The sequence below is a fragment of the Pseudomonas graminis genome (genome assembly GCF_001705435.1).
GTDB lineage: Bacteria > Pseudomonadota > Gammaproteobacteria > Pseudomonadales > Pseudomonadaceae > Aquipseudomonas > Aquipseudomonas graminis_B.
The window spans coordinates 15,122-27,781 of record NZ_MDEN01000057.1 but is presented as its reverse complement, the minus strand read 5'-3'; the positions used below and the strand labels follow the sequence as shown (position 1 = coordinate 27,781).

Below are 12,660 nucleotides of genomic sequence, written 5' to 3'. Positions count from 1 at the left end.
CGGCGCGGCCTATAGATGTATCAGCGCACCCAGCTCGCGCTCCAGTTCATCGTGATCGGCAATATTGAGCTCGATCAGTCGACGCAGGTGCGTCACTGAATCGAGCTCGATGTGCTTGCAGACAAACCCCAGGTGATTGTGATCATCGTGGGTCAGCTGCACCTCCATCACGACGTCTATACCGTCCTGCAACTCGATGTCGACCATGAAGCGCTGGTTGGCATCACCCTCCCAGGGCGAGGGTTTTTCGATCAGCAGCCCCTTGAGCGACAGGTCGATCAGTTGAACCGTCCAGGTCTGCTCGCCCTGGCTGAGTTTGGTTTTCGCGTCGAATGCAACGCGTTTGAAGCGACGACGTTCATTGGGATTCTCGGTCATTACGCTACTACTCCTTCTGCGCCTCAAGCGCCCATTGCGTTGACTATAGGACAAATATCGCGCTAGACCATCGTGGGGGTAGCCTTTCGCTCCGGCGGCGCTAAACTCCGCTTGCTGAATAAAAATAAGTCCACTCAGTTGGAATCAAAAAAAATGAAAAACAATAATGGTCTGCTGCGCCACGTGCCCTGGCTGATGGTTGCCATCCTTGGGGCCTGGGCGCTGGGAGTGGTTGCGTTGCGTCGCGGGGAGGCGATCAACGCACTCTGGATTGTGGTCGCCGCAGTGGCCATTTATCTGGTCGCTTATCGTTACTACAGCCTGTTCATCGCAACTAAGGTCATGCAACTCGACCCGACCCGGGCCACCCCCGCGGTGCTGAAAAATGACGGGCTCGACTACGTTCCCACCAATAAACACATCCTCTTCGGTCACCACTTCGCTGCCATTGCCGGCGCCGGCCCTCTTGTCGGTCCGGTGCTCGCCGCGCAGATGGGGTATCTGCCCGGTACGCTGTGGCTGATTGCCGGTGTCGTGCTGGCCGGTGCGGTTCAGGACTTTATGATCCTGTTCCTTTCCACGCGCCGTAACGGGCGCTCTCTGGGCGACATGGTCCGCGAAGAAATGGGCCGCATTCCCGGCACCATTGCGTTGTTCGGCTGCTTCCTGATCATGATCATCATCCTTGCGGTGCTGGCGCTGATCGTCGTCAAGGCACTGGCCGAGAGCCCATGGGGCATGTTCACGGTCATGGCAACGATTCCGATCGCGATGTTCATGGGCATCTACATGCGCTTCATCCGTCCGGGCCGTATCGGCGAGATCTCGGTGGTGGGCGTCGTGCTGTTGCTGCTGTCGATCTGGGTTGGTGGTCTGGTAGCCGCGAGTCCTGAGTGGGCGCCGATGTTCACGTTCACTGGCGTTCAGATCACCTGGATGCTGGTCGGCTACGGCTTTGTCGCCGCCATGCTCCCGGTCTGGCTGGTACTGGCGCCTCGCGACTACCTGTCCACGTTCCTGAAAATCGGCACCATCATCGCCCTGGCGATCGGCATCCTGATTCTCGCGCCAGAGCTTAAAATGCCTGCGCTGACGCAGTTCACCGACGGCACCGGTCCGGTCTGGAAAGGCACCCTGTTTCCGTTCCTGTTCATCACCATCGCCTGTGGCGCGGTATCCGGTTTCCACGCGCTGATTTCTTCGGGCACCACGCCTAAGCTGCTGGATAACGAAGTCAACGCCCGTTACATCGGTTACGGCGGCATGCTGATGGAGTCGTTCGTGGCGATCATGGCCATGGTTGCGGCTTCGGTCATCGAGCCAGGCGTGTACTTCGCGATGAACAGCCCGGCGGCGATCGTCGGCTCCGACGTCAATTCGGTCGCGCAGATGGTCAGCAGTTGGGGCTTCCTCATCACGCCGGATCAATTGACCGCGGTGGCGAAGGACATCGGCGAAAACACTGTGCTGGCACGTGCCGGTGGTGCACCGACCCTGGCCGTGGGGATCGCTCAGATCCTGCACCAGGCGTTCCCGGGTCAGAACACCATGGCGTTCTGGTACCACTTCGCGATTCTGTTTGAAGCGCTGTTCATCCTGACCGCAGTCGATGCTGGTACCCGTGCCGGCCGCTTCATGCTGCAGGATTTGCTGGGCAGTTTTGTCCCTGCACTGAAACGCACCGAGTCCTGGACCGCCAACGCCATCGGCACCGGTGGTTGTGTCGCGCTGTGGGGGTATCTGCTGTATCAGGGCGTGATCGATCCGCTGGGCGGGATCAACACGTTGTGGCCATTGTTCGGTATCTCCAACCAGATGTTGGCGGGTATTGCGCTGATGCTGGCGACGGTCGTGCTGATCAAAATGAAGCGTCAGCAGTACGTCTGGGTGACCATCCTGCCCGCCTCGTGGCTGCTGATCTGCACTGTCACGGCAGGCTTCATCAAGCTGTTCGACCCGAGCCCAGCGGTAGGCTTCCTGGCGTTGGCGAACAAATACAGCGCGGCGGCAGATGCCGGTCAGGTGCTGGCCCCGGCCAAGACCATGGACCAGATGCAGCATGTGATCTTCAACGCCTACACCAACGCCACCCTGACCACGCTGTTCCTGTTCGTGGTCCTGAGCATTCTGTTTTATGCGCTGAAGGTCGGTCGTGCGGCGTGGGTCAAGAAAGAGCGTACCGACAAGGAATCGCCGTTCCAGGCCTTCCCGGAATCCCACTGAGTGCGCTGTAACGCGAGGAACTGTTTATGTTCAACGATCTGAGTCGCTTGGGTAAGTATCTCGGTCAGGCCGCCCGCCTTATGGTGGGCATGCCGGATTACGACAACTACGTTGAGCATATGCAGAAGACCCACCCCGACAAGCCGGTGATGTCCTACGAAGCGTTCTTCCGGGAACGCCAGGACGCACGGTACGGCGGGAAGGGCGGTCCAAAGTGTTGCTAATGATGTGACCCGTGGTCATGCAGGAGTGAGCTTGCTCGCGATGCGTTAATTCAGTCGCCGCTGTACTGACTGACATTTCGAATCGCCAGCAATCTCACTCCTGTTTTTTTTCAGCGAATCGAGGTCTTTTTTTTGTTCACACCTATCCCCGTCACGATCCTCAGCGGCTTTCTCGGCGCCGGCAAAACCACCTTGCTGCGCCATCTGCTCAAGGAGGAGCACGGCCTGAAGATCGCCGTGATCGAGAACGAATTCAGTGACGCCGGCGTTGATACCCAATTACTGGGCGATGAGCCCGTGCAGGTCATGACCCTGTCCAACGGTTGCGTCTGCTGCACCATTCACACCGACCTGACCAAAGCGCTATTCCTTTTGCTGGAGCGGCTCGACAGCGGCGAAATAGCTTTCGATCGGCTGGTCATTGAGTGCACCGGTCTGGCAGACCCCACACCGGTGGCGCAAACCTTCTTCATCGACGAGGAGCTGCGTGAGCGCTACATCCTCGACGGCATCATTACGCTGGTCGACGCCGCCCATGCCGACACGCACCTGGAGCAGACCATTGCCCAGGCGCAGATCGGCTTCGCGGATCGTCTGCTGGTGAGCAAGACCGATCTGGTGGACGAAGCAGCCTTCAATGCATTGAGCGAGCGCTTGACCCGCATCAACCGACGTGCGCCGATCCGTGTGGTCGAGCACGGCAAGATCGATCTGGCCGAACTGCTGGACGTGCGCGGCTTCAACCTCAACGCTGACATCGGCGGGATGACCTTGCGACCGGCAGCCCCTGCAGGCCGCTCCATCGACCGGATCAGCAGCCTGGTCCTGCGCAGTGACCAGCCGCTGGATATCGACAGGCTCAGCACCTTCATGAACGAGTTGCTGGAAGAGCACGGCAAACAACTGCTGCGCTACAAAGGCGTGCTGAACATCGCTGGCGAAGACCGCAAGCTGGTGTTTCAGGGCGTGCTGAAGCTGTACGGATTTGATTTCGATGTAGAGTGGGCGGAAGGCGAAAAGCGCGAAAGCGTGATCGTGTTTATTGCTGATGAGCTGCCGGAGGACAAGATCCGATCGGGGTTTTCGAAGGTGGCGGCGGACTGACATTTTCGGATGTACACAATCCCCTGTGGGAGCGAGCTTGCTCGCGAAAGTGCCAGGTCAGACGAATTCGATGGGACTGAACCGACGCCTTCGCGAGCAAGCTCGCTCCCACAGGTTTGATCTTCACTCGTCAGCTACAAAAAAGCCCGGCTCAAGAGCCGGGCTTTTTTATGCAACTGCTACTGCGTCAGATCAAGCGCCGTAAACCGGCAGCTTGGCGCAGATGGCCTGGACCTTTTCACGAACGGCGTTGATCACCGCTTCATTGTTCAGATCATCCAGGATGTCGCAGATCCAGCCGGCCAGCTGTTTGCACTCTGCTTCCTTGAAGCCGCGCGTGGTCACGGCCGGGGTGCCGAAGCGCAGGCCGGAGGTGACGAACGGGGAGCGTGGATCGTTTGGCACCGAGTTCTTGTTCACGGTGATGAACGCTTTGCCCAATGCGGCGTCGGCGTCTTTACCGGAGATGTCCTGCTTGATCAGCGACAGCAGGAACAGGTGGTTTTCAGTACCGCCGGACACCACGTCGAAACCACGCTCGATGAACACGCCGGCCATGGCCTTGGCGTTTTTCACCACTTGTTCCTGGTAGGTCTTGAACTCAGGCTGCAGCGCTTCTTTGAAGCAGATCGCCTTGGCCGCGATGACGTGCTCCAGAGGACCGCCCTGGCCACCCGGGAAAACAGCGGAGTTCAGCTTCTTCTCGATCTCGGCATTGGCGCGCGCCAGGATCAGGCCGCCGCGTGGGCCGCGCAGGGTTTTGTGGGTGGTGGTGGTGACGACGTCAGCGAAGGGAACAGGGTTCGGGTAAACGCCTGCAGCGACAAGACCGGCTACGTGCGCCATGTCGACGAACAGGTAAGCGCCGACCTTGTCTGCGATGGCGCGGAAACGCGGGAAGTCGAGGATCTGCGAGTAGGCCGAGAAACCGGCAACGATCATCTTTGGTTTGTGCTCAACAGCCAGACGCTCGACTTCGTCGTAGTCGATCAGGCCGTTGCCGTCGATGCCGTACTGAACGGCGTTGTACAGCTTGCCCGAGGAAGAAACGCTGGCGCCGTGGGTCAGGTGACCGCCGTGTGCCAGGCTCATGCCCAGGATGGTGTCGCCAGCATTGAGCAGCGCCAGGTACACCGCGCTGTTGGCCTGGGAACCCGCGTGTGGCTGGACGTTGGCGTAATCGGCGCCGAACAGTTGCTTGGCGCGGTCGATGGCCAGTTGCTCGACGATGTCGACGTATTCGCAGCCGCCGTAGTAACGCTTGCCGGGGTAGCCTTCAGCGTACTTGTTGGTGAGGACCGAGCCCTGGGCTTCCATGACGGCCGGGCTGGTGTAGTTCTCCGAGGCGATCAGCTCGATGTGATCTTCCTGACGCTTGGCTTCCTGTTCCATGGCGGCGTACAGGTCGGAGTCGTACTTGGCGATGGTCAAATTGCGGCTGAACATGGCGGTCCTCGAGGATCGGGCAGTAGAAAAGGGGGGCATTCTAACCCATCGGGTTTTATCTGGCATATGAAAGCGGGTCATGTACGTGATGAGCGTGATGCAAGGCTAAAGCCTGGCTGCAAGCCTCAAGCCTCAAGCCTCAAGCCTCAAGCCTCAAGCCTCAAGCCTCAAGCCTCAAGCTTCAAGCTTCAAGCCGTTAGCTTCAAGCTGAATGCGGCGCGGCTTCTGCTTGTAGCTTGCCGCTTGAAGCTTGCAACTCGCGTCAGTCGAGCATGAACAGCGCATCGTTGCTGAACTGCGCCTCGAACCGCGTCGCCGGCATGGGACGCCCGAACAGATAGCCCTGCACTTCGTCGCAGCCGTGTTCGCGCAGAAACTCCAGCTGCTCGTGGGTTTCCACGCCTTCGGCGATCACTGACAGATTGAGGCTGTGAGCCATGGCGATGATCGCCCGGGCGATTTGCGCGTCCTGTTCGCCGGACGGCAGGCCATCAACGAAGGTGCGGTCGATCTTCAGCACGTCGATGGGGAACTGCTTGAGGTAATTCAGCGACGAGTAGCCGGTGCCGAAGTCATCGACCGCAATGCTCAGGCCCAGTCGCTTGAGCCCGGCCAGAATTTGCATGGCTTCGCTCACCTCACGCATCAGGATGCTCTCGGTCAGTTCCAGCTCGAGGCAGGCGGGCGGCAGACCGATTTCCTGAAGGATGCCGGCAATGCGCGTACCCAGCTGACCGTCCGAAAACTGCCGTGCGGAAATGTTCACCGACACCTTGGGCACGCGAACCCGCGCCAGGTGCCACTCGCGCAACTGGCGGCAGGCCTCCTTGAGCACCCACTCGCCGACTTCGACCACCAGCCCGAGCTCTTCGAGCACCGGGATGAATTCCACTGGCGGTACCAAACCGCGGCGCGGGTGACGCCAGCGCAGCAGCGCTTCGGCGCCGGTCAGACGCTTGCCGTCGCCACTGAACTGCGGCTGGTAATACAGCGTGAACTCGCCCTGCTCCAGGGCATGGCGCAGGTCGCTTTCCAGCTCCAGACGCTCAAGGGCACTGGCGTTCATGTCGGCTTGGTAAAACTGAAAGTTGTTCTTGCCGCGTTCCTTGGCGTGGTACATCGCCGTGTCGGCGTTCTTCATCAGCTGACTCAGTTCGTTACCGTCCTGAGGGCTGAGCGCGACGCCGATACTGGCCGTGACGAAAAACTCGCGCCCTTCCAGCACGAAGGGTTTCACCAGACTGGCAAGAATCTGTTCGGCCACATGAATCGCACGGTTCAGCGCCGCCTGTTGAGTGGGGCGAGGTTGCAGCAGCAGCGTGAATTCATCACCGCCCATGCGCGCTACGGTGTCGTCTTCGTCGACGCATCCGAGCAGGCGCAAAGCCATTTCCTTGAGCATCCGGTCGCCGGCAGCATGGCCCAACGAATCGTTGATCGGCTTGAAGCGATCGAGGTCGAGGAACATCAACACCACCCACGTTTGCTGACGTTCGGCGTGCAGCAACGCGCTGTGCAGGCGATCCTGAAACAGCGTGCGGTTGGGCAGATGGGTCAGTGCGTCGTAATAAGCCAGCCGATGAATACGCTGCTCGCTGGCCTTGCGCTCGCTGATGTCGCTGAAGAAGCACACGTAGCTGGCCAGATCGCCTTCGTCGTCGAGCACCGCAGTAATTCCGACCCATGCCGGGTAGTGCTCGCCGTCGCGCCGTTTGAGCCACAGCTCACCCTCCCAGCTACCGCGCTGGCTCAGCTGTTTGAGGATGTAGCCCAAGTGCGCTGCCTGCTGGTTCTCGACGGTCAGCATCATCGGCATCTGATCCAGCACTTGCGACACGGCGTAGCCACTGACCCGGGTGAAGGCGTCGTTGGCCTGCACGATGTAGCCCGCAGGGTCGGTGATCAGAATAGCCGAGGTCGAGTGCTCGAATACCGTGGCTGCCATGCGCAGGTCTTTTTCGGCGCGCCGCTGCTGACTGACATCACGTCCCACACCGAGAACGCCTTCGAAGGTCCCGGATTCATCCCACACCAGAACCAGACGCAGTTCCACGGGAATCTTGCGACCATCAGCGCGCATGCAATCGAACAGGAACAATTGAGTGGTGACCTCGCTGCGCAGGTCTGCCAGGGTCTCGGGCTTTTTCAACGCCTTACTGATCCGCTGCAGCAGCCCATTGAAGCCGCTGAGCTGCTGAGGGTTGGCGATGATCGCTTTCCAGCCGTTCTGCAGGATCCACTCGGCGGTGTAACCCAGCACGGTATGAACAGAGGGGCTGATGTAGTTGGCCCGCAATAATGGGTCGGTGGAGAAGATGACGTCGCTGATGCTCTCCGCCAGCATGCGGTAACGCTGTTCGCTCTCGCGCAGGGATTGACTGGCCTCCACTTGCTCGGTGATGTCTTTGGCGACGCCCACAATGCGCCGCACCTGACCGTCGTCATCCGCCGCCAGCGCCTGTTCGCGGATGTCGAGCAAGCGCCAGCCGTCATGCCGGTCACGAAAGCGCAGCTGACGATGAATCGTCTCGCCGCTGCAAGGCTCGCCATGGGTCCTGCGTAACTGCTCGTAGGCGCTGAGATCATCCGGGTGCAGCAAGAGCTCCCAGAAGTATTCGCCCATCTCCTCCAGCTCGGGCCGGCTGTAACCCAGCGTCTGGCCCAAGTGGTGGTTGCTGTAGATCATTCTGCGCGTGACCACATCCTGTACGTACAAATGGTCGGGAACGGTTCGCACCACATCCGACCAGAACCGCTCCCGCTCCTGCAGCGACAACTCGGCCTGCTTGCGGTTAGTAAAATCACTGATGCTGAGGATGACGGCGTTGAAGTCTTCGGGCTGCTCGGGCAAACGCATGACCAGCCAGAGATGCTGGTCACTGCCCTGAGCGCCGGGTAGCAGGATTTCCAGCTCCAGTTGACGTTGCCCGTCGAGGACGGCCTGAAGGATCTGCAGACCAATGCCGTTTTTGAGGCGGGGGCAACCTTCGATGAGCTGTTGCCAGACATGCTGGGCCGACTCTGCGTGTAACAGTTGAGCGGCGACCTGATTGACTTCGGTGATGCGCAACTGCTGAAGCAGATCGCTGATTTGCTCAGGCTGGCGGGTCAGGCGCGCGTTCAGGTCTTCGCCACTGTTCACGTGCAGATGCTTCAGACAGGCCGGCAGACCTGAGAGGTCCAGCACACAGAGCGCGACGCCAGAGCCTTCAAAAATGTCTTTGTAGCGGCGACGGCTTTGATGCAACTGGAGTTGGCGGCGGCGCAGGCTGCGCAACGCGAACAACGGGATGATTGAACAGAGCAGGGCGAGCAGGCATTTGCCGATCAGCGGCAGCAGCAGAGTCTGGCGAGCTTTCTGCGGGTCGAACAGGCCACGCAGTTGCCAGTCGCTGTGGGTCAGCGGCTGCAAAAGGACGGTCTGCAGCTCACTGTCAGCGGACTCATCGGCGTCAGGCAGGCTTTTGTAAAGGGGGCGGTGACTGCTGATATCTTCCAGCCGCCAAGCGGGCTGGAAATCCAGGTCGCTCTGGTGGGACAGGGATTTGAGCATGTCGGGCTTGAGCCGTAGCGCCCAGTAGCGCTCATTGCCGGTGCTGGTGCCCGGCTGCCGGATGAACAGGTAGAGCGTCGAGGCGCTCGAGTCGTTGGCATAAAAGTATGGGTGACCCTGGACGACCGAGTGCATCTGGGTCAAAAAGCCGACGTCACGGGTATCGCCGTCGCTGTCAACAGCGACATTCCCGTCGCTGTCGAGCCAGACCAGGCTTTTCAGCGCCGGCATGGACTGACGCAGACTGGCCAGCACTGCCGCTGATTCGTCTGCAGATTGCGAAGCGTCGTGCGCCTCGTCGAGCACGTTCAGTGCCACCTGCGCGCTGAGGGCCATGTTCAGCCCCAACCGGTCGGCGAGCTGCACGCTGTAATCAATGCTGCGCTTGTGCTGACGCTCCTGAGACTGCTGGAACTGCTCGATCATCTGCCATAACAACAGCATCAACATCATCAGAACCAGGACCGCGAGCGCACCTCTGAGTACGCCTCTGAAAGGCACATTCGTTGCGCTATCGGATGGGCGCAGGGGTGAGATGGGTGTCGGTTTGAACAAACTGTGATCCTGACTACTGGACTGAATCAGCATGTGCGATACGCACTATAAGCCCGGTGCGCAAAAGGCGGCTAGCATGCCACCGAGCTGTGGCAAAGTGCCAGCGCTATTGGGCCGGACGGTTTGCCCTGCTGCGTGCATTCGGGTAGCTTTGCGCCACGCGCGACGCGCCGGTTTCTGCACGGCGTGCTTGCATGCTTCAAAAGACTGCAAGCATTGCTCCAGCTTCAATACCGGTGCTCGGAAGTTTGTCCCCTCCGCGCCGCTTCGGCCTGATCAATTCAAGGCCCGGAATCGCGCTACGGCAAGCTGCGGCGCGAAGATAAACTCATTTTTTGCGACGCAGCACCAAGCTCGCTCCTTTATTCACCGTCTCATTCCAGGTTTTCATTCCATGGCTCAATACGTCTTTACCATGCATCGGCTGAGCAAAGTTGTTCCGCCGAAGCGGGAAATCCTGAAAAACATCTCCCTCTCGTTTTTCCCCGGCGCCAAGATCGGCGTCCTCGGCCTCAACGGTTCGGGTAAATCCACGCTTCTGAAAATCATGGCCGGTGTCGACACCGAGTTTGATGGTGAAGCGCGCCCGATGCCCGAGCTGAACATCGGCTATCTGCCCCAGGAGCCGCAGCTCGACCCGACCAAGACCGTACGTGAAGTGGTCGAGGAAGCGGTCAGCGTGATCAAGGACGCTCAAGCGCGTCTGGACGAAGTCTATGCCGCCTACGCGGAGCCGGACGCTGATTTCGACAAGCTGGCGGCCGAGCAGGCCAAGCTGGAGTCCATCCTGCAAGCCAGCGACGGCCACAACCTGGAGCGCCAGCTGGAAGTCGCCGCCGATGCGCTGCGTCTGCCGGCCTGGGATGCCAAGGTCGAACACCTCTCTGGTGGTGAGAAACGTCGCGTCGCGCTGTGCCGCCTGTTGCTGTCCGCCCCGGACATGTTGCTGCTCGACGAACCGACCAACCACCTGGATGCCGATTCTGTCGCCTGGCTCGAGCATTTCCTGCACGATTTCCCGGGCACTGTCGTGGCGATCACCCACGACCGGTACTTCCTCGACAACGTCGCTGGCTGGATTCTGGAACTCGACCGCGGTGCGGGCATTCCGTACGAAGGCAACTACTCCGGCTGGCTTGAAGCCAAGTCCGATCGTCTGGCGGCCGAATCGAAGCAGCAGTCGGCGCATGAAAAGGCCATGAAAGAAGAACTCGAGTGGGTCCGTAAAGGCGCCAAGGCGCGCCAGTCGAAATCCAAGGCCCGCCTGCAGCGCTTCGAAGAGCTCCAGTCCCAGGAATTCCAGAAGCGCAGCGAAACCAACGAGATCTACATCCCGGCTGGTCCGCGCCTGGGCGACAAGGTCATCGAGTTCAAGAACGTCACCAAGGGCTATGGCGATCGCGTGCTGATCGACAACCTGTCGTTCTCCATGCCTAAAGGCGCCATCGTCGGCGTGATCGGCGGTAACGGTGCCGGTAAGTCAACGCTGTTCCGCATGCTGATGGGCAAGGAGCAACCGGATTCCGGCTCCATTGAAGTCGGCGAAACCGTGCAGCTGGCGTGCGTCGATCAAAGCCGCGACGACCTGGACGGCAGCAAAACCGTGTTCGCGCAGATTTCCGACGGCTCCGATCAGATCAAGATCGGCAACTACGAAATCCCTTCGCGCACCTATGTCGGCCGTTTCAACTTCAAAGGCGGCGATCAGCAGAAGTTCGTGAAGGACCTGTCTGGCGGTGAGCGCGGTCGTCTGCACCTGGCGCTGACGTTGAAGGAGGGCGGCAACGTCCTGCTCCTCGACGAACCGTCAAACGACCTCGACGTTGAAACCCTGCGTTCCCTCGAAGAAGCCCTGCTGGACTTCCCGGGCGCTGCCATTGTGATCTCTCACGATCGGTGGTTCCTTGACCGCGTTGCGACTCACATCCTCGCGTACGAGGATGACTCGCAAGCTGTGTTCTTTGAAGGCAACTACACCGAGTACGAAGCCGATCGCAAGAAACGCCTCGGCGACGCAGCCGCTCAGCCGCACCGCGTGCGTCACAAGAAGCTGGCCTGATTCAGGTTGGTTTTAAAAAAAACGGAGCCTTCGGGCTCCGTTTTTTATGTCTGGCTTACTGCGGGTCGATGGGGTCAGTCGCCGGCCTCAATGTTTATGACCTCGATGACTGCGTCGCCGACCGGCCGCTGCCAGGTGACTTCGTCACCGACACTGGCGCCGAGCAACGCCTTGCCCAGCGGCGACGCCCAATTGATCAACTGACTGCCAGCATCGGCCTGATCCTCTCCGACCAGTTGCACGCGCTGCTCGACACTGTCCTCGTCGGCAAAGGTCACCCAACTGCCAATCTGAACCTTGTCCTCTGACGTGCTGCTGACCACGTGGGCGCTCTGCAGGCGCTGGTTGAAATAACGCAGGTCGCGTTCGATTTCGGCCATGCGCTGTTTGTCGGCGTCATCACCTTGGGCGTTCTGTTCGCTGTATTGCGCTTGCAGCTGCTCAACCTGAACGTGCAATTGATCAAAGCCGCGCTGGGTGACGTAGTTGATCTGGGCGCTGATCTGCCGTTCAACCGGCGGGTCGATGCGCGGCGGCGTTGTCTTCGTTGACGAAGGCGCGACTCATGGCGGGCTCCTGTTCATGGCTTGATCACATTGGGCCATAGTGAGTCCCCGATAGTTTCACGCGCTGTCCGCCGCGGCAGGCTTTCAATGAGAGCGGTAGGCTTTGGCGGCGTCCTGGGTTCGCTGACGGTCCCAATCGCGGTCCCGGTCATTCCAGATGCTGTCGCGGCCCTGATCCTGGACATTGCTGTTGGCAAGTTGCGCCTGGCACTGGCGGAATCCGTCCGACCAGCCTTGCGCATACAGCGTGTCACGCAAATAGCGCGGCACGTCCTTTTTGAATTGCCCTTTCATGAGATCGATGGATTGCCGCCCGCTCCCGCAGCCATCCTGAAAACCGTCAGCGAATGCCGGTGGGTAACCTTCAGCCACTAACTGGTCGTGGGTAGACTGACATCCGGCGAAGACTACAACGCACCACAGCACAGCCCATCGCGCATTCATTTTGATTTCCTCACTGCTTGAGAAAAGTTTAGAAGCGCTTCTGTGAGTTATTGGTAAAAACGCTGTAGGAAATCCATTAACCGATGCCCGGTCACGCGCAATAAGTTC

General features: G+C 59.7%; 8 protein-coding genes and 1 pseudogene. 4 read left to right on the top strand and 5 right to left on the bottom strand.

Annotated features, from left to right (window positions below):
- Window positions 1-9 precede the first annotated feature (9 nt).
- Entirely contained in the window at window positions 10-378 is a 369-nt protein-coding gene (locus tag BBI10_RS06370; RefSeq protein ID WP_065987543.1) for a PilZ domain-containing protein, read from the bottom strand.
- A 153-nt stretch (window positions 379-531) separates the two neighbouring features.
- Here BBI10_RS06370 and BBI10_RS06365 point away from each other — a divergent pair, with 153 nt between their 5' ends.
- The 3 genes from BBI10_RS06365 to yjiA all read left to right on the top strand — a co-directional run bounded on the left by BBI10_RS06365 (window position 532) and on the right by yjiA (window position 3,929).
- The gene (locus BBI10_RS06365) at window positions 532-2,601 is read left to right on the top strand and encodes a carbon starvation CstA family protein (protein ID WP_065987542.1); all 2,070 of its coding nucleotides are present in this window, start codon (window positions 532-534) and stop codon (window positions 2,599-2,601) included.
- Window positions 2,602-2,627: 26 nt separating this feature from the next.
- Window positions 2,628-2,825: a YbdD/YjiX family protein gene (locus BBI10_RS06360; protein ID WP_065987541.1), complete on the top strand. Its 198-nt coding sequence runs from the start codon at window positions 2,628-2,630 to the stop codon at window positions 2,823-2,825.
- Between the two features lie 132 nt (window positions 2,826-2,957).
- Window positions 2,958-3,929: a GTPase gene (gene yjiA, locus BBI10_RS06355; protein ID WP_065987540.1), complete on the top strand. Its 972-nt coding sequence runs from the start codon at window positions 2,958-2,960 to the stop codon at window positions 3,927-3,929.
- A 192-nt stretch (window positions 3,930-4,121) separates the two neighbouring features.
- Here the strand turns inward: yjiA and glyA are convergent, their stop codons facing one another.
- Entirely contained in the window at window positions 4,122-5,375 is a 1,254-nt protein-coding gene (gene glyA, locus BBI10_RS06350; protein WP_065987539.1) for a serine hydroxymethyltransferase, read from the bottom strand.
- A 262-nt stretch (window positions 5,376-5,637) separates the two neighbouring features.
- Window positions 5,638-9,465 carry a sensor domain-containing protein gene (locus BBI10_RS06345; RefSeq protein ID WP_432213742.1) on the bottom strand — a complete coding sequence of 1,276 codons (3,828 nt, stop codon included), beginning with the start codon at window positions 9,463-9,465 and terminating at the stop codon, window positions 5,638-5,640.
- A gap of 412 nt (window positions 9,466-9,877) precedes the next feature.
- On the opposite strand from BBI10_RS06345, the gene ettA reads away from it, so the two are divergent.
- Entirely contained in the window at window positions 9,878-11,542 is a 1,665-nt protein-coding gene (gene ettA, locus BBI10_RS06340) for an energy-dependent translational throttle protein EttA (protein WP_065987538.1), read from the top strand.
- 74 nt (window positions 11,543-11,616) lie between these two features.
- Here ettA and BBI10_RS06335 read toward each other — a convergent pair.
- Window positions 11,617-12,109 (bottom strand): annotated as a pseudogene (locus BBI10_RS06335) (GreA/GreB family elongation factor).
- Between the two features lie 83 nt (window positions 12,110-12,192).
- Window positions 12,193-12,552: a hypothetical protein gene (locus BBI10_RS06330; protein WP_065987537.1), complete on the bottom strand. Its 360-nt coding sequence runs from the start codon at window positions 12,550-12,552 to the stop codon at window positions 12,193-12,195.
- Window positions 12,553-12,660: the final 108 nt, after the last annotated feature.

What these genes read in the sequence shown, in the direction of transcription:
- BBI10_RS06370 (WP_065987543.1), bottom strand. Translation starts at nt 378, where the DNA reads ATGACCGAGAATCCCAATGAACGTCGTCGCTTCAAACGCGTTGCATTC.
- BBI10_RS06365 (WP_065987542.1), top strand. Translation starts at nt 532, where the DNA reads ATGAAAAACAATAATGGTCTGCTGCGCCACGTGCCCTGGCTGATGGTT.
- BBI10_RS06360 (WP_065987541.1), top strand. Translation starts at nt 2,628, where the DNA reads ATGTTCAACGATCTGAGTCGCTTGGGTAAGTATCTCGGTCAGGCCGCC.
- glyA (WP_065987539.1), bottom strand. Translation starts at nt 5,375, where the DNA reads ATGTTCAGCCGCAATTTGACCATCGCCAAGTACGACTCCGACCTGTAC.
- ettA (WP_065987538.1), top strand. Translation starts at nt 9,878, where the DNA reads ATGGCTCAATACGTCTTTACCATGCATCGGCTGAGCAAAGTTGTTCCG.
- BBI10_RS06330 (WP_065987537.1), bottom strand. Translation starts at nt 12,552, where the DNA reads ATGAATGCGCGATGGGCTGTGCTGTGGTGCGTTGTAGTCTTCGCCGGA.